The 18,100-nt window shown below is 25.1% G+C and carries 16 protein-coding genes; 2 read left to right on the top strand and 14 right to left on the bottom strand.

The features are described 5' to 3' along the window. Positions 1 to 56: 56 nt before the first annotated feature. Together rpmA and rplU are read right to left on the bottom strand one after the other, a co-directional pair. Entirely contained in the window at positions 57 to 314 is a 258-nt protein-coding gene (gene rpmA, locus AUT07_RS03080) for a 50S ribosomal protein L27 (RefSeq protein WP_066284204.1), read from the bottom strand. 22 nt (positions 315 to 336) lie between these two features. Beyond that, positions 337 to 645: a 50S ribosomal protein L21 gene (rplU, locus tag AUT07_RS03075; RefSeq protein ID WP_066283990.1), complete on the bottom strand. Its 309-nt coding sequence runs from the start codon at positions 643 to 645 to the stop codon at positions 337 to 339. Positions 646 to 807: 162 nt separating this feature from the next. On the opposite strand from rplU, the gene ispB reads away from it, so the two are divergent. After that, positions 808 to 1,779 carry an octaprenyl diphosphate synthase gene (gene ispB / locus AUT07_RS03070; protein WP_066283989.1) on the top strand — a complete coding sequence of 324 codons (972 nt, stop codon included), beginning with the start codon at positions 808 to 810 and terminating at the stop codon, positions 1,777 to 1,779. A gap of 149 nt (positions 1,780 to 1,928) precedes the next feature. Here ispB and mdh read toward each other — a convergent pair whose 3' ends face one another. Next, on the bottom strand, positions 1,929 to 2,873 hold the full coding sequence (mdh, locus tag AUT07_RS03065; RefSeq protein ID WP_066283988.1) for a malate dehydrogenase: 945 nt from the start codon (positions 2,871 to 2,873) through the stop codon (positions 1,929 to 1,931). Positions 2,874 to 3,471: 598 nt separating this feature from the next. Between mdh and ppa the strand changes: the two genes are divergently transcribed. Next, a complete protein-coding gene (gene ppa, locus AUT07_RS03060) occupies positions 3,472 to 3,999 on the top strand; it encodes an inorganic diphosphatase (RefSeq protein WP_066283986.1) in 528 nt (175 codons plus the stop codon). Positions 4,000 to 5,009: 1,010 nt separating this feature from the next. Here the strand turns inward: ppa and rplI are convergent. The 11 genes from rplI to mutL form a co-directional block, all read right to left on the bottom strand. Further along, on the bottom strand, positions 5,010 to 5,459 hold the full coding sequence (gene rplI, locus AUT07_RS03055) for a 50S ribosomal protein L9 (RefSeq protein WP_066283983.1): 450 nt from the start codon (positions 5,457 to 5,459) through the stop codon (positions 5,010 to 5,012). A gap of 39 nt (positions 5,460 to 5,498) precedes the next feature. Then, positions 5,499 to 5,726 (bottom strand): 30S ribosomal protein S18, encoded by a 228-nt coding sequence (gene rpsR / locus AUT07_RS03050; protein WP_066283981.1) that lies wholly within the window; start codon positions 5,724 to 5,726, stop codon positions 5,499 to 5,501. Positions 5,727 to 6,042: 316 nt separating this feature from the next. Continuing rightward, the gene (rpsF, locus tag AUT07_RS03045) at positions 6,043 to 6,429 is read right to left on the bottom strand and encodes a 30S ribosomal protein S6 (RefSeq protein ID WP_066283979.1); all 387 of its coding nucleotides are present in this window, start codon (positions 6,427 to 6,429) and stop codon (positions 6,043 to 6,045) included. A 211-nt stretch (positions 6,430 to 6,640) separates the two neighbouring features. Further along, positions 6,641 to 7,387: a 23S rRNA (guanosine(2251)-2'-O)-methyltransferase RlmB gene (rlmB, locus tag AUT07_RS03040; RefSeq protein ID WP_066284202.1), complete on the bottom strand. Its 747-nt coding sequence runs from the start codon at positions 7,385 to 7,387 to the stop codon at positions 6,641 to 6,643. Positions 7,388 to 7,488: 101 nt separating this feature from the next. After that, entirely contained in the window at positions 7,489 to 9,693 is a 2,205-nt protein-coding gene (gene rnr, locus AUT07_RS03035; RefSeq protein WP_066283976.1) for a ribonuclease R, read from the bottom strand. Between the two features lie 113 nt (positions 9,694 to 9,806). After that, positions 9,807 to 11,105 carry an adenylosuccinate synthase gene (locus tag AUT07_RS03030; RefSeq protein ID WP_066283974.1) on the bottom strand — a complete coding sequence of 433 codons (1,299 nt, stop codon included), beginning with the start codon at positions 11,103 to 11,105 and terminating at the stop codon, positions 9,807 to 9,809. A 187-nt stretch (positions 11,106 to 11,292) separates the two neighbouring features. Beyond that, positions 11,293 to 12,291, bottom strand: a complete 999-nt coding sequence (gene hflC, locus AUT07_RS03025) for a protease modulator HflC (RefSeq protein ID WP_066283969.1) — start codon at positions 12,289 to 12,291, stop codon at positions 11,293 to 11,295. Between the two features lie 2 nt (positions 12,292 to 12,293). Beyond that, on the bottom strand, positions 12,294 to 13,523 hold the full coding sequence (hflK, locus tag AUT07_RS03020) for an FtsH protease activity modulator HflK (RefSeq protein ID WP_066283968.1): 1,230 nt from the start codon (positions 13,521 to 13,523) through the stop codon (positions 12,294 to 12,296). Positions 13,524 to 14,758: 1,235 nt separating this feature from the next. Beyond that, a complete protein-coding gene (hfq, locus tag AUT07_RS03015; protein WP_066283966.1) occupies positions 14,759 to 15,055 on the bottom strand; it encodes an RNA chaperone Hfq in 297 nt (98 codons plus the stop codon). 142 nt (positions 15,056 to 15,197) lie between these two features. After that, complete coding sequence (miaA, locus tag AUT07_RS03010; RefSeq protein WP_066283964.1) at positions 15,198 to 16,172, bottom strand: tRNA (adenosine(37)-N6)-dimethylallyltransferase MiaA; 975 nt, start codon at positions 16,170 to 16,172, stop codon at positions 15,198 to 15,200. After that, entirely contained in the window at positions 16,165 to 18,096 is a 1,932-nt protein-coding gene (mutL, locus tag AUT07_RS03005) for a DNA mismatch repair endonuclease MutL (protein ID WP_066283963.1), read from the bottom strand. Before mutL ends, miaA begins: the two co-directional genes overlap by 8 nt. Between the last annotated feature and the right edge of the window lie 4 nt (positions 18,097 to 18,100).

Raw genomic sequence — 18,100 nt, 5'->3', positions numbered from 1 at the left:
CATAAAAGGCACAGCAAAATTTTGCTATGATTTTTATGCTATTTATAAAGAAATAATTAGCTAGGATTAATACTTACATATTTACGATTTTTAATTCCTTTAATTTCAAATTCAATTTTCCCTCCTATTAATGCGAATAAAGTATAATCTCGACCGCATCCAACATTGTTTCCAGCGTGAAATTTAGTGCCCCTTTGACGAACGATGATACTACCAGGAACGACAAATTCACCACCAAAACGTTTCACACCTAATCTCTTTGATTTAGAATCACGACCATTACGCGTCGAGCCTCCAGCTTTTTTATGAGCCATAACTTGATTTCCTAAGTAATAATTAAAAAATATTAATAATTTTAACATCACTAAACCATTGTCGATGACCTTTTTGTTTACGGCTATGTTTACGGCGCTTAAACTTGATAATTTTAATTTTTTTCTCACGTCCATGAGCAACGACTTCAGCAGTTATTTTAGCGTCCTTAATAGTAGGAGTACCAATTTTAATATTATTACCATCCACTATCATTAATATTTGATCAAACTCAACAATGACACCTGTTTTAGCATTTAATTTCTCTAGACGAATTATTTCACCTTCTCTAATTTTATATTGCTTGCCCCCATTTTTGAAAATTGCATACATACGAACTCCAATTAAAACAATACAAAATTAATAATAAAAATCAGCCTTATAAAATATATCTAAACATTCATTTGTAATTAATTTTACAGTACAATTAATATCAAAATAAACAAAATAAAACAATATTACTCAATAATGTTATTTAAATAGAAATTTTATAAAATGAATCTAAAATCAATTATAAAATTAACTGCAAAAGATATGGAAGCAGTTAATAAAATAATTTTAAATCAATTAAATTCAGATATACACTTAATTAATCAATTAGGCAACTATATTATTAGTTCTGGAGGTAAAAAAATTAGACCAATGATTGCTATTTTAATCGGAAAAGCGCTTAGATATAAAGGGGAAAACCATATTAATATAGCTGCATTAGTTGAATTTATTCATACAGCTACTTTACTACATGATGATGTAATTGATAAATCACTTTTGCGACGTGGTAAAAGAACTGCAAATGCTATTTTTGGCAACGCAGCTAGTGTATTAGTAGGAGATTTCATCTATACTAAATCTTTTCAAATGATGACAGAACTCAATTCTCTACCAATTCTAAAATTAATGTCTGATGCAACAAATATTATTGCTGAAGGTGAAATTTTACAATTAATAAATTGTAATAATCCAAATATCACTGAAAATACTTATATGCAGATAATATATAGCAAAACTGCACGATTATTTGAAGCAACAACACATGCATCAGCAATTGTATCAGGTGCTAATGATACACAACAGCAAGCTCTACGAAATTATGGTCGTTATCTTGGAACTGCATTTCAATTGATTGACGATCTTATGGATTATGATTCAAATAGTAGTACTTTTGGGAAAAATATTGGTGATGATTTAAATGAAGGTAAACTAACATTACCTTTACTTCACGCAATGGAAAATGGTACTAAAGAAGAATCAAAACTTATTCGTAATTTAATAAAAAAAGGTAATGGCCGAAATTTACTGGATATCATACTGATTACTATGAAACGTTGTGGTTCCCTAGAATATACTAAAAAAAGAGCTAAAGAAGAGGCAGATAAGGCAATTAAAGCTCTTGATATTTTATCTGACACCTCATATAAAGATGCTTTGATTAGTTTAGTATATATTTCAATTCAACATACATCATAATATATTATTTTTTAGAATTTATCACTTTAAGATTATTCTACTTTTAAAGTACTAATCAATACAATATAAAATATTTATGTATTATAATATTATTAGATTATAAAATATAAAAAATTTTAAAATTTTAATAACTATTATTAATATTTATTTTATATCATGTTTTCAACAAAATATTCACCTAACTTAATATCTTTATTAAGTTCATCTAACATATTTTCTAGCAATTTTTTTTCAAATTTGCTAATAATACCAATAGGGAATCTATCCTTTATACCATTTATACCTAAACTGATTTGATGAGCAAAAAAACTAGTGTATCCAATATCACTTTCTATATAAGCACACTCGATTACATTTTCTTTACCATATAAACCTTGGATTAAAGATAAACAAAAACGAGTAGCAGCATAACCCATAGATAATGTAGCTGATCCACAACCTAATTTTGCTTCAACAATTGTAGTACCAGCATTCTGTATACAACTAGTTAAGTATTCTATTTCTTTAAGATTAAAACTAATATCTGGAATATGAGATAGTAATGGTAAAATAGTCATTTTAGAATGACCACCAATAACTACTACTTCAATATCTTGAGCTTTTTTGCCTTTTAATTTAGCAACAAAAATATTAGAACGGATAACATCTAATGTTGTTATACCGAATAATCTATCTCTATTGTAAACCCCATTTTTTTTTAATACTTTAGCTGCCAAAGGGACCATTGCATTAATGGGGTTAGTAATAATTCCAATTAATGCCTTAGGACAGTTATAAGCAATTTTTTTGATCAAATTAAAAATAATAATAGCATTAGTATTAAATAAATCTGAACGATTCATATTAGGTTGTCTTGTAATACCAGCTGCAATTAATACTATATTAGCATTTTGAAGTGCAGATACATAATTTATACTAGTATAGCCAATCACATTTACATCAGTTGGAATATGATCTAAATCTTTAGCGATACCAATAATTACAGAAGAAATATCATAAAGAGAAAGATCTGTTCCTGCTGGTAGCTGATTTTTAAGAAGTAATGCAAGCACTTGCCCCACGCCACCAGCTGCTCCAAGAATAACAACTTTCATACTTAATACTCCTTTATATACTTTATGCTAATTTTTTTTGAAAACAACTAAAATTAAAAACAATTCCATATAATAAATTAAATTTTATTTATTCAAAAATAATCATAAAAGCAAAGTATTATAATACTTACATAAAATATTAATTAATTATAATTAAAAATTACAAATAGATTAATAATTAATAATTCTGAATATATATTAGTATTTTACTGCTAATTATTAATTTACTATTAATTATTATTATAAACAAAATTACTGAAATTATTTTTTTATATTTTAAAAAACTTAATTTTTATAAAAATAAATTTTATCTTTATAATGTATTATAAAGATTAATAATGTAATTTTACAGTAAAAATATATATTATTTAAAATATATTAAACTTTAATAATTTTAAAAATATTGTTAAAATATATTTAATGTTAACAATATACTAAAATATATGAAATATACTTTTATAAATTATTATTTTATTTTCCTTTTCAGAAAAACATTTTTATTATAAAATAAATTATAATTAATAATTACTTCTTTGATTTACAAATATCTATAATGTACATATATATAATAAATATTTAATTTTTAAAAGGATATTTTATGAGCTTAAATAATGTTCCAGCTGGAAAAAATTTACCTGAAGATATATATGTCATTATAGAAATTCCAGCAAATACTAATCCAATAAAATATGAAGTAGACAAAAATACTGGCAATATATTTGTAGATCGATTTATATCTACCACTATGTTCTATCCATGTAATTATGGATATATAAATCATACACTTTCGCTTGATGGAGATCCAGTTGATGTATTAGTGCCAACACCTTATCCTCTACAAACAGGAATAGTAATTCGTTGTCGTCCAATAGGTGTATTAAAAATGAAAGATGAATCAGGTGAAGATGTAAAATTAATCGCTGTACCCCATTTTAAATTGACTAAAGAATATAATGACATTAAAGATATTCAAGATTTGCCTAAATTATTAAAATCTCAAATTCAACATTTTTTTGAACACTATAAGAATTTAGAACAAAAAAAATGGGTAAAAATTGAAAATTGGGGGGATATTAATGTAGCAAAATCAGAAATTATTTCTGCTTTTGAACGTGCATCTAAATAAAAAATATTTTTGGCTTATGCAAATTCAATAAAAAGTTATTAGTGTAAAAAAATATTTTTTTACTTTTCATAATACATATCGTTTAAATGAACTAAATTTAACAATAATATGCTTAATATGATATGATAAAGCACTTTAAGAAATAAAATATATAATTAAATTATTTATTTATTTTTAACAAGCAAAAAACAACTTATAATGATATTAATATTTATTTTAATTTATATATATTATTATAATAACTAATTAAGTAGATCCAATAATCTTTAAATTATAGATATATATTATCAAATATATTTGCGATATTAATTAATAGAGTAACATCTTATAGCAGTTACTACAGCAATGAATTAATGCTACATATCACACTCTTATTTACAAAAGATCTTTATCTTTATTCACTTAATATTTACTATTTAACTAATTATTATCTAATATTAATAATAACTCAAAAAATTTACCCATGATTTTTAATAACTTTTTAGTTTATGATAATAAAACATTAATCAAAAAATAAATGATTATTATCATCACACTAACAGTTTATAATTTCTCATCTTATTACCTTTATTATCTATTAATAATAAGATAATATATCTTATTATTTTTAACTCATAAAGCATCATAGTTTTGAACTTATCAGCATTTAATTATTTTATATAGACAACTATATTATTAATAATAATCTGAATTACGAATTATAAAATTATTTAAAATAAATTATTTTTTTAATGAAACAATTACCAAATATTAAATAAACTATAGAGAACTTAATTAATTAAAATTTCTTTAATTAATTATCTATAATTATCATTATTATATATCTAAGATTTAATTTATATCTTATAATTATTTTAATTATTTTTAATCACTTATTATACAATAATAAATAAAATTTATTTATATTTATATTAATTATTAGAATTATAAAATATATAAATGTAATTATCTTTACACAATATTTTATGATATTTTACTTTATATAATTCTAAACAAAAAGAAAAAGATAGTTATTCAGCAATAATATTAACTTGTAGTTTTACAAAAACCTCTCTATGCAATTGAAAATGTATTTCATATTCACCAGTATTACGTAATAAACCATTAGGTAACCGAACTTCATTTTTATTTATATTAATACCATGCTTAACAAGGCTCTGTACTATATCACGAGCACCTATAGAACCAAATAATTTACCACCCTCACCAGCTTTAGAAGAAATTGTTAACACTGTTAATAAATTAATTTTATTAGCTTTGTCTTTTGCAATATCTAAAATATTTGCTAATTTATTTTCTAATTCAACACGACGTGCTTCAAAAAAATCAATATTTTTTTTAGTTGCAAGCATAGCTTTTCCACGTGGAATTAAATAATTCCTGACATAACCAGCATTAGCATTAACATAATCACCTAAATCACCTAAATTTTCTACCTTGTCTAATAGAATAATTTGCATATTTCATTTTCCTTTAATTAATATAGTAAAATATAATAATTATTGATGATTATCTGTATATGGTAATAAAGATAAATAACGTGCTCTCTTAATAGCACGAGTTAGTTGACGTTGGTATTTTGCACGAGTACCAGTTATACGACTAGGTACAATTTTACCACTTTCAGCAATATAATTTTTTAACATTAATATATCTTTATAATCAATCTCTTTAATTCCTTCTGCTGTAAACCTACATAACTTTCGACGACGAAAATAACGTGTCATTTTAATATTCTCCAAAATTTATCAATTTCATGATATATCATATATAAAATACCAAATTAGTTTAATAAAATTATAATATTAATAAATCAATATTTGATTTAATTTTAAATAATTAGAAGATCAAATCTTTACAATTTTAGTTAAATAACTATAATAACACCTATAATAGTAAATATAATCTTGCTTAACAGCAAGATATGATAAAAAACATTTGCAAACTATATTTAATAAAATCTTTCTTAGTAAAAAAGATTATGTTTTTTATTTTTTATATAACATTGACCTAATAGTAATATTTTACTATTAAAAAATAAGATTATTTATTATAATTTACATGACTCTCTTTTAGATTTTCATCAGTTAAATTAGACAGACATCGATTATCTTTAGAGGTCATCATAGGTGAAGACTCTGTAATAGCAGACTTAACACGAATAATTATATAACGTATGATAATTTCATTAAAATGAAAATTTGTTTCTAAATTAAAAATATAATTTTGTGGTACTTCAATATTCATTAAAATATAATGTGCCTTGTGTAATTTATTGATTGGATAAGCCAATTGACGTCGACCCCAATCTTCAAAACGATGAACTTTACCTTTATATTCACTAATTGATTTATTATAACGTTCAATCATATCTGTAATCTGATCACTATGATCTGGATGAATCATAAATATGATTTCATAATGACGCATGAATTTGCTCCTTATAGATTAATTATACCTAGTATTAAAAATCAATAAATTTATTTAGAAGAAGGAACTGATAGAATTCAGTTAAAACATAATATTTTTTATATATGATATTATATGTAATTTTTAATTACATTACAATTATTAAATAAATGGTTATTAATCTAGTACTAAGCTATATTATAAATATAGCTATAATATTATTTTAGTTTTATCATTCTAAATAATTTCTACGTTGACGTACTGCTTCAAATAAACACACTCCAGCTGCTACAGAAACATTTAAAGATGAAACTATTCCTTTCATAGGAATACTAATTAACTCATCACAATATTTACTTGTTAATCGACGCATTCCATAACCTTCTGAACCCATAACTAATGCTATAGAACCAATTAATTTACTATCATATAGTGTTTTACTAGCTTTATCTGAAGTGCCAACTATCCAAATATGATGATATTCCTTTAATTTATATAAAGTACGTGCAAGATTAGTAACTCTAATTAATGGAATATTATCAGCTGCACCACAAGCAACTTTTTTAACAGTACTATTCAACTGAGCTGATTTATCTTTTGGTAAAATAACAGCATCAATACCAGCAGCTTCTGCACTACGTAAACAAGCTCCTAAATTATGAGGGTCATTAATACAATCCAAAATAAGCAAAAAAGGCGATTTTACTTGAGAAATAATAATATTTAAATCACTTTCTTGATATTGCCTTTCAGGTTTTATAAGAGCGATAACACCTTGATGAACAGCATATCTTGTATACTTATCCATCCATTGACGATTGGTAATCGTAATCATGATATTTAATTTTTTAATTTGATTAATTATTGATAATAAACGGTTATATTTTGAATCCTTAATAACATAAATTTTTTTTAACCGCATAGGGTTTTGTTCTAATAAAGTTTTTACTGCATAAATACCATAAATAATTTCGCTCATAAATTTATTAATTAATAAATATAATTTAAAATGATAAATAATTTTTAAATTTAAATTACTAAAATTTTTCATAATTTTAAATAATTTTTTTAAAAACTATTTTATTTTTTTACTTTACGCAAAATCGATAAAAGCTTAAAATCAATCTTTCGAATATTCATATGTATAGCTTCAACTCTAATTTTCACTTTATCACCAAGATGATATTCTATTCCTGATAATTCACCAATAAGTCGATTTCTAATATTATCATAAAAGTAATATTCATTATTAAGTGAAGAAATATGTACTAAACCATCAATTAAAATATTTTTTAAGCGTACAAAAAAACCAAAATCTGTTATTCTAGTAATAATACCATTAAATACATTACCAACTTGATTTTTCATAAAATCACATTTTAACCAATCATAAACATCTCTAATCGCTTCATCAGCTCGCCGTTCTGCCATTGAACAAATCTCACCTAATGAGAATAAATTATTAGCATATGAATGATAACCACCAGTTGGTGTTAATATATTATCGCTGTTTTTCTGATCAGTAGATAAAATATATTTAATAGAACGATGTAATAATAAATCTGAATAACGACGAATAGGTGAAGTAAAATGAGCATAAGATTTCAATGCTAATCCAAAGTGTCCAATATTTTTCGGATAATAAAAAGCCGGTTTCATTGAGCGCAAAATTATCATTTGTAATAATTCATAATCTAAATGCTTATTAACTTTATCCATAATATTAGCATAATCAGCAGTCCTAGGATTCATACCTCCTGATAATTGTAAACCAAATTCACTTAATATTGTACGTAAATTTATAATACTATCTTTTGAAGGACTCTCATGGATACGATATAAACTAGGTTCTTTATTTTTCTCAACAAAATTAGCAGCCGCCATATTTGCTAAAATCATACATTCTTCTATTAATTTATGTATATCATTACGTTTAATTTTTTCTATCCGCTTAATTTGTTTTTTTTTATCAAAAATAAATTTAACTTCTGTGGTTTTAAATGAAATAGCTCCTCTTTTCAAACGTGAACTATATATTGTTTTATATAAATGATAAAGCTGTTCTAAATGTGGTATTAAATTAATATAATACAGACGTAATTTTTTGTCACCCCGTAAAATTCTCCAAACTTTGTTATACGTTAATCTAGCATGAGAACACATTACTGCTTCATAAAATTTATATGAAATCATTTGTCCTTGTTCTGATAATTGCATTTCACATACCAAGCAAAGCTTTTCCACTGAAGGTTTTAATGAACACAATCCATTAGATAAAATTTCAGGTAACATTGGTATTACGCGTGACGGGAAATACACTGAATTTCCACGTTTGATAGCTTCAATATCTAAAGCAGTTTGTGGATGGACATAATAACTGACATCAGCAATCGCAACCCATAAACACCAACTTCTATTTTCCTGTAAACTGCAATATACTGCATCATCAAAATCACTAGCATCGTCATCATCAATAGTGACTAAAGGTAGATGACATAAATTAACCCGATTTTTTTTTTCTGATATAGAAATTTTATTAGAAAGTCTAGAAACTTGTTTTTTTACTGCTTGTGGCCAAATATAAGGAATTGCATGAGTTCTTAATGCAACCTCTATAGCCATATTAATACTAACTTTTTCATCTAATATTTCTATAATATTTCCTGATGCTTTGATATTTTTTAATGGCCTAGTAGTCATCTCTACAACAACTATATTGCCTATATTAGCACCATTAATGTTCTCTGGAGAAACAAAAATATTAAATGATAATCTACGATCTTCAGGGATTACATATCCAATTCCAGATTCATTTAAATAACGTCCAATAATATGATTATTTCTGGGGATAAGGACTCGAATAATATGTACTTCTTCTTTACTTTCTCGGCCATCTTTATATAATTGTTGTGTAAGAACAAAATCACCATGTAATACTTTTTTCATTTCTTTTGAAGAGATATACATATCCTTTTTCTTGCCATATACTCGCAAAAAACCAAAACCATTATGATGACCAATAACAACACCTTTTAATAAATTAATATTCTCCGGTAACGCATAATATTTACTGGAAGTGGATACCAATTGCTTATTATATTCCATCATTTGTAAAAGATGATACAAAGTTTTTAATTCCTCTTCTTTAGTTAATTTTAGTATTTTAGCTATCTTTTTTTGGCTAATAGGTATGGTAAATTTTGTTAATAATTTCAAAATGGATTCACAAATTGGTAAATAATATTTTTCATCTACTAGGTACTTATATAAAATTTTTTTTATCATTTATATTAATTCTCTATAACCAAAATCTATACAATAATCATAAAAATAATAATTTTTTTAAAAAAAAGTATTAATTATATAATAAATTACTTATTTACATTTATTTTTTAAAATTATGCATCAAAAGGATTTTTTAATATTATTATTTGATGACGTTCAGGACCTGTAGAAATAATATTTACAGGTATACCAGTTAATTCTTCAATTCGTTTAATATAGTTAATTGCTTCATTAGGTAATTGTTTATATTCAGTCATTCCAAAAGTATTCTTATTCCATCCTGGTAAAATCTCATATATAGGTTCTAAAACTGACCATTCTTCTGACATTAATGGTGTTATTGTTAATTTCGTGCCATCTGGTTTACAATAAGAAACACAAATTTTTATTTCCTTTAAACCATCTAATACATCTAACTTAGTTAAACAAAATCCAGAAAGTGAATTAATTTGAATAGCTCTGTTGATAGCAACGATATCTAACCATCCAGTACGGCGATAACGACCAGTTGTCGCACCAAATTCTTTACCTTTCTTACGTAAATATTTTCCAATTTCATCTGATAATTCAGTTGGGAAAGGTCCATTGCCAACACGAGTTGAGTAAGACTTTAAAATTCCCAAAACATAATCAATATAAAGAGGACCTAATCCAGAACCAGTAGCAACTCCACCAGCAGTTGTATTTGACGAGGTTACATATGGATATGTACCATGATCAATATCTAATAATGTTCCTTGCGCACCTTCATACATAACTGATTCACCATTCTTATATGCTTGATATAACAAATTAGCTGAATCAACAATCATAGAAGTAAACATATCAGCCATAAACATAATATCATCTAACGTTTTTTGATAATCAATTGCAGGAACTTTATAATAATTAACTAATTGAAAATTCCGATAATCAATAATTTCTTTTAACTTAGCTGATAAAGTATGCTTATTAAATAAATCACACATACGTATTCCAGAACGAGAAACTTTATCTTCATAAGCAGGACCAATACCCCTACCTGTAGTACCTAATAATTTGATACCTAATTCTTTTTCACGTGCTTTATCTAAAGCAGCATGGTGGGGTAAAATTAATGAACAAGATGCTGCAATTTTCAAACGTTTACGCACAGGAACACCACGCAATTCTAATTTTTTTATTTCATCCATCAAAGCATCAAGTGCTAATACTACACCATTACCAATGACACTAATAACATTTTTATGCAAAATTCCTGATGGGATTAAATGAAGTACTGTTTTCTCACCATTTATTACGATAGTATGACCAGCGTTATGCCCACCTTGATAACGAACAACATACTTTACATACTTAGTTAATAAATCTACTATTTTACCTTTACCTTCATCACCCCATTGGGTACCTAATACAACAACATTTTTGCTCATTTTAAAATTCACTCATTTACTTAAAAATCAAAGTATAAGAATTATTATTTATAAATAATTTATAATATCAAAAATATGTTATTATTACTGAATAACATAGATAAGCCCGCGTTATGCGGGCTTATCTATGTTATTCAGTAATAATAAATCTTTCTATTTTCATAAAATTGGTTGCTTAATATTATCATTATTTAGTAGGTGCTTTCATATATCGGAAAAAATCTGTATCTTGACTCAATACCATTACATCTTCACCATTTTTATTAAAACTTTTTTTATACGCTCGTAAACTACGAATAAAAGCATAAAAATCAGGATCTTGATTAAAAGCATCAGCAAATAACTTAGATGCTATTGCATCTCCCTCACCATGTAATTTAAGTGCAGTACGTTTAGCTTTAGCCAATGTTTCTGTGACATTTTTATCTGCTGCAGCCCGTATCTTAACTGCTTCTTCTTGACCTTGTGAACGATGCTGTCTTGCTACAGCCTCACGTTCAGCACGCATACGTTGATATATAGCTTCAGAAACTTCACTTGGTAATTCAATACGTTTAATGCGAACATCCACAACTTCAATTCCTAATGCAGCTATACTATTTGAATTAAAAATATCTATTTTATTTCTAATATCTTTATTAGAATAGATATTAGGATAATCAATATTATTGTTCATGTTATTTATAACAACAATATCTGAACTAGAACCTTTATTAAGTGCATCACGTACATCAACAGTTAATCTTCCTCTAGAATCAGTAATAATATCTTTTACATTTAAACAACCAAATTCTGAACGTAGGCGATCACTAAATTTACGTTTCAATAAAGTCTCAGCTTGATAAGCATTACCCCCACCGGTAGCAACATAATAACGATTAAAATCAATAATTTTCCATTTTAAATAAGAATCAACCATTAAATCCTTATTTTCTCTAGTTAGATAACGATCTGCTTGTACATCTAGTGTCTGTATACGTGCATCTAATATTTTTATTTTTTCAATCAATGGTATTTTTATATGTAATCCAGGACCATAAATAATAGGTTTATTATTACTATCACGCACAACCTTACCAAACCGTAAAATAATAACTCTTTCTGTTTGTTGAACTGTAAAAATTGAAATATATAATAAAAACAACAATAAACCTATAATAAAACTAAATAGTGATTTACTACGCATAATTATTGTCTCCCAATACGAGTTGAACTATTACTACGAGCATTATCACTAGTACCATAACTATATGAATAAGGTGCATCATTAGATTTATCTGATTTTTTTATAATTTTTGATGTTTTTATTTTATTTGCATCTAAAATTTTATTTTTTTTGCTGATATCTAATATTTGTTCTAATGGCAATATGACAACACTATTACTTTTATCATTCACAATTACTTTACGAGTATTACCTAATAATTTCTCCATAGTTTCAATATATAAACGTTCACAAGTAATTTGAGGTGCTGCATGATATTCAGGTAATATCTTAGAAAAACTAGCGACCTCACCTTCTGCTTTAAAAACTACACTTGCCTTATAAGCCATTGCTTCTTCAATTAATTTCTGTGCATTACCTTTTGCTAATGGCAATACTTCATTACGATAAGCTTGTGCTTCACGAATAGTTTTTTGTTCTTCTTCACGTGCAGCAATCACATCATCAAAAGCTGCTTTAACAGCTTCTGGTGGGCGAGCTGCCTGAAAATTAACATCTAATATTGTTATACCCATATTATAAGGTTTTATTGTACTTTCTAGTTCTTTTTGTGTTTCATCTCGAATAAAAGCACGCTTTGTTGTCAATATCTGCTCCATATCTGATTGACCTATAATTCCGCGCACTGCACTATCTATAGCTTGACGTAAACTATTATTAGGATTAGTCACATTAAATAAATAACAAGTAGGATCTGTTACACGATACTGTACATTCATTTCCACTTGAATAACATTTTCATCAGAAGTTAACATCATGCCACTAGTAGCTTGTTCACGTATAGTTTCCACATTAACAGAAATTACTTTTTCAATAAAAGTAGGTTTCCAATTTAAACCTGGTTCTACTGTATAGCTATATTTACCAAACAAAAAAACAATACCACGATCACTTTCTTTTATTGTATAAAAACCACTAATAAACCAAACGATTATTAATAAAGTAATAATAAAAGATATAAAACGGTTATTTATATTTAAATTAATATTATTTTGATTACCAAAGCCAAAGCTATTTTTACCCTTATAATTACCACCTAAATCTATAATTTTGCGACTTAACTTAATGAATAAATCATCAAGATTATTTGGTTTCTTTTTTTGATTACTTTTATTACCACTGGAGTCGCCACTATCGTTGCTTCCCCACGGATCGCGGTTCTGTCCGTTGTTACCGGGCTGATTCCACGCCATGTTATAGCTCCCATTCGTTATAATTATTTCTAAAACGCTTAAATTATAATCTTTATTCTTAATTTTTTTATTTTATTTATAATTTACTATATTTTAATTAATTGTTTAAAATGCATGTAATTAAAAATTTTCAATAAATAATTTTAGTTAATATAGATTATTAAATTAACAACTAACATACTAAATAAATTATGATTTTACCATAATTTTCTTTTATATTTAGATCATTTTTAATTTATAAAATTTAATAAATAAACATATATTTTAGTTACCGAAATATTTTCATTCTAAGAATAAATAACTTTTTAATAAAAATTAGGTTAGTTTTCATAATAATTATAAAAATTATTCATATATTGATATATTACAAATAAATATAAACAAAAATAATTATGTGATTATTTAATGTTTTATACTAATAATCAATATAACTAAATTTATTCATTAATTTATTTATTATAAATTTCTAGAAATTTATGGATTATGAATTTTAATTAATTTTAATTAATTTTAATTAAAATTAATTAAAATTATTATGCTTATTTTTATAATTTTAATCTAAAATACTAAAGATATAATTACAAGTAAAAATTTAATTAAAAATTCTAATAGTAATATTAGAATATTATACTAAGGATTTTTAATAATTTTATTATAAAATAATTATAAATTGTGTTAATATTATAACTAAATGTATATTGTTTAATATGTTATGAACACTTCATTTATTGATTAAAAATTAACTAAAACATAGCATAAGTTATTTATCAAAGTTTTTAAATAAAAAAATAATTTTTTTTAAATTATATACAAAACTTAATATATTGAAAAATATCTCAAATTTCATTAAACTCTTATATACTAAATATCTCAATAATTTTTTTATAATAACCAAATCATTACATATTATACTTATATTATAATAATTTATAATATTTAATATATTTTTATTATATCACATAATTAAAATAGATTAATTAGATATCAAAATAAATTTACAAAATGTCTTTCTTTATAAAGATATTAATCATTTAAGTATTAATTTTTATTTTTAATAAAGTTATAGAGAAAATGTACTATCAATTATAAAAAATAAATTTTAGGTTATTCAAAAAATAGATGAAAGAATATTTCTTTTTCGTAAAAAAATACTTAAATTTAAGAAATCTGAACAGGTAAACTAATAATCAAAATTTCATATATATGAATTTTACCTGTTCAAATAATCAACACAATTATTTAGTTGTATCATTATTTTGTGACACTACAATATTGCCTGTATTGTAATTACCTAAATTTGTATTACAACCTTGACTACTATGATGAGATACATGACGAGAGGGAACTACAGTAGAAATAGCATGTTTATATACCATTTGACTTACTGTATTTTTTAATAAAATTACAAATTGATCAAATGATTCTATTTGACCTTGTAATTTAATACCATTAACTAAATAAATGGAAACTGGAACCCTTTCACGCCGTAACACATTTAAGAACGGATCTTGCAAAGATTTCCCTTTAGCCATTCTTTATTTTCCTTATTTTATTGTTTTAACTAAGAACCTTGATAGATAGAAAAAATAAATATTCAATAAAAATTATAATTTTATCACTTTTTATACATAAATAGTAAAATTACTAAATTAAATTACTAAATCAACTGAATTATTAATATCTAGCTAGTATCCTCTGTACTGATTTATTAATATTTAGTACTTTATTAATATATTTAATAGATTCTTCTATATCAGAAATATCTAGTTTATGTAGATTTTTCCATCTATTTAACCATGTAATTTGCCGTTTAGCTAATTGACGTGTTGCACATATACTGCTATGAACCATTTCATCATAACTTATTTTACCTGACAAATATGACCATATTTGTCGATAACCAATAGAACGAATAGCTGGTAGATCCTCATGTATATCTTTTCTAGCATAAAGATTAATGACCTCATCCTCAAAACCTAAATTTAACATTTTTAGAAACCGCATCTCGATACGATCATAAAGCATTTTACGATTTTTAGGTAAAAGAGCAAACTGTAATACACTATAAGGTAATTTTGATTCTACAGTTTTAGTTAATTCAGTTAAACTTTTTCCAGAAATTAAAAAAACCTCTAATGCACGAGATAATCTCTGTTGATCATTAGGATGTATTCTATATGCAGATATAGGATCAACACGTTTTAACCAATCATAAATAGCCATCCAACCAAATTTCTTAGCATGCATTTTAATTTTTAAGCGAATTTTAATATCAGACGAGGGTAATGATGACAAACCATATAATAATGCTTTAAAATATAACATACTCCCTCCAACTAATAATGGGATACGATCTGATAAGATAATATTTTCCATTTCCAATAGAGCATCATGACGAAAATTTGCTACAGAATAAGACTCTGATGGATCCAAAATATTAATTAGTCTATGTGGAGCTAATTCTTGCTCTTTTAATGTTGGTTTTTTAGTACCTATATCCATACCACGATAAATTAACATAGAATCCACACTAATTATTTCAACAGGTAATTTTTGACATAATGCTATTGCTAAACTTGTCTTTCCAGAAGCTGTTGGACCCATTATAAAAATAGCTGCCGGCTGATGCTTAAATTGATTTTTACTCATTAGTTAATGCCGCTATTGTTGATTGAAAATCAATTATTTGTATTAATTTTTTTGGAGGTTTTTTAATTAATTCAGGATAAATTAATTCAAAATCTATTAATAAATGCATGGCATTAGTAATCGTCCACACTTGCTCTTTATTTATTATTTGATCTGCTATCCAAATAATTAAATCATATAATTGACAAAAAATATTCTGAGAAAGATATTTCAATAGTTTTGGAAAAAAAATAACCATATTTTGAGATCTTAATGGACAAGATACTCCATGAATTATTATTTCACTGTCAAAAATATTGACATCAAAACCTAATTTATTTAATAATATTTTTACTCTATAAAAAGTATCAATTTCCCAATCCTCTAATATTAATTTTACTGGCATTAATAATGGTTGGATTTTTAATCCTTTATTAATATCAGCAGGTATTAATTGATTTATTTTTAAATACTTTTTAGCCTCTATTAATGATAATAAACCTATTCCAAAATATGATTCGATTAATGCAAATTTTTTCAAATAAATTGTTAATATTTTACTAAATGTATAATTTTGTTTTATAGAAAAAGATGATATCGCAATATTTTTATTTTCTCTTTCAGATATATTATTTAACAATTTCTGATCAAATTCAACACGTTCTCTACTAAAAATTACATTATCTACTTCTACTTTGTTAGGATAATAAAGTGAATCAGTTTCAGAGAGTGAATTTATATTACTTTTATTAAATTTTGACATTGTTCCTATTGTATTATTTTTAATAAATAAACAATCGTCTACATTATATGATTTAAAAAGTTTTTCCTTTACAACAGAATTCTGTTGTAATCCTACAATAGAATTAATTTTTTGTGTTTTATTTATAATTAGTTGATCATATTGTTGACAACATTGTTGTAAATTTTTCTGTTTTTTTAATGTATTTATTAATCCTTGATAAATAAAATCATGTACTAATCTTGATTGATGAAAACGAATTTCAAGTTTAGTTGGATGAACATTAACATCAATATTGTTAGGATCTATATTTAAATATAGTACATAAGCCAAATTCTGTTCTTCTTGAAGAACATCAGCATATGCTTGTCGAATTGCATGGTTAATGATTCGATCACGTATTATTCTACCATTAACATAATAATATTGAAATTTAGAATTATTATCTAAATTAGGACGAATGATCCAACCTTTTATTTCTAAATCATCTTTTACCCAATATAATGTTAATGAATTTCTTGTAAAATTATCACCACAAATAATCGCTAAACGTCGTTTATATTGCTCTTCATTTTTTATATTATTTTTTGTATTTATTGAGCGATATTGGCGTACTAATTTACTATTATGAGATAAATTAATTTTAACATCAAAACGTGACAGAGCTATTCTACGGATAATTTCATCAATATGATTAAATTCGGTTTTTTCTGTACGTAAAAATTTTCGCCGAACAGGTGTATTATAAAATAAATCAAAAACTTCAACTGTTGTTCCTATTGGATGCGCAATAGGTTTTAATGTAAAAGACATTTCATGTCCTTCAGCGTAAACTTGCCATCCTTCTATTTGTCCATCAACACGTGAAGTGAGTATTAAACGAGATACGGAACTGATACTAGATAATGCTTCTCCCCTAAATCCAAGACTCTTAATTTTAGTAAGATCTTCTAACGTATTTATTTTACTAGTAGCATGCCTCTCTAACGCTAATGATAAATCTTTTTTTGAAATACCAATACCATTATCATGTACACGAATACGTGTTACACCACCATGATCAATTTCAATATCAATACTATTAGCTCCAGCATCTAGACTATTTTCAATTAATTCTTTCACTACTGATGATGGACGTTCTACTACTTCACCAGCAGCAATTTGACTAACTAATTTAGGAGAAAGAATTCTTATCTCTGACATAATA

It is taken from the genome of Candidatus Arsenophonus lipoptenae (assembly GCF_001534665.1).
GTDB classification, from domain to species: domain Bacteria; phylum Pseudomonadota; class Gammaproteobacteria; order Enterobacterales; family Enterobacteriaceae; genus Arsenophonus; species Arsenophonus lipoptenae.
This window is presented reverse-complemented; position numbering and strand designations above follow the sequence as displayed.

Bases quoted from the DNA above. Each gene is read 5' to 3' on its own strand.
- rpsR (WP_066283981.1), bottom strand. From the start codon at position 5,726: ATGACACGTTATTTTCGTCGTCGAAAGTTATGTAGGTTTACAGCAGAA.
- hflC (WP_066283969.1), bottom strand. From the start codon at position 12,291: ATGCGTAGTAAATCACTATTTAGTTTTATTATAGGTTTATTGTTGTTT.
- rpmA (WP_066284204.1), bottom strand. From the start codon at position 314: ATGGCTCATAAAAAAGCTGGAGGCTCGACGCGTAATGGTCGTGATTCT.
- rplU (WP_066283990.1), bottom strand. From the start codon at position 645: ATGTATGCAATTTTCAAAAATGGGGGCAAGCAATATAAAATTAGAGAA.
- ispB (WP_066283989.1), top strand. From the start codon at position 808: ATGAATCTAAAATCAATTATAAAATTAACTGCAAAAGATATGGAAGCA.
- ppa (WP_066283986.1), top strand. From the start codon at position 3,472: ATGAGCTTAAATAATGTTCCAGCTGGAAAAAATTTACCTGAAGATATA.
- mdh (WP_066283988.1), bottom strand. From the start codon at position 2,873: ATGAAAGTTGTTATTCTTGGAGCAGCTGGTGGCGTGGGGCAAGTGCTT.
- hflK (WP_066283968.1), bottom strand. From the start codon at position 13,523: ATGGCGTGGAATCAGCCCGGTAACAACGGACAGAACCGCGATCCGTGG.
- hfq (WP_066283966.1), bottom strand. From the start codon at position 15,055: ATGGCTAAAGGGAAATCTTTGCAAGATCCGTTCTTAAATGTGTTACGG.
- rpsF (WP_066283979.1), bottom strand. From the start codon at position 6,429: ATGCGTCATTATGAAATCATATTTATGATTCATCCAGATCATAGTGAT.
- miaA (WP_066283964.1), bottom strand. From the start codon at position 16,172: ATGAGTAAAAATCAATTTAAGCATCAGCCGGCAGCTATTTTTATAATG.
- rnr (WP_066283976.1), bottom strand. From the start codon at position 9,693: ATGATAAAAAAAATTTTATATAAGTACCTAGTAGATGAAAAATATTAT.
- AUT07_RS03030 (WP_066283974.1), bottom strand. From the start codon at position 11,105: ATGAGCAAAAATGTTGTTGTATTAGGTACCCAATGGGGTGATGAAGGT.
- mutL (WP_066283963.1), bottom strand. From the start codon at position 18,096: ATGTCAGAGATAAGAATTCTTTCTCCTAAATTAGTTAGTCAAATTGCT.
- rlmB (WP_066284202.1), bottom strand. From the start codon at position 7,387: ATGAGCGAAATTATTTATGGTATTTATGCAGTAAAAACTTTATTAGAA.
- rplI (WP_066283983.1), bottom strand. From the start codon at position 5,459: ATGCAAATTATTCTATTAGACAAGGTAGAAAATTTAGGTGATTTAGGT.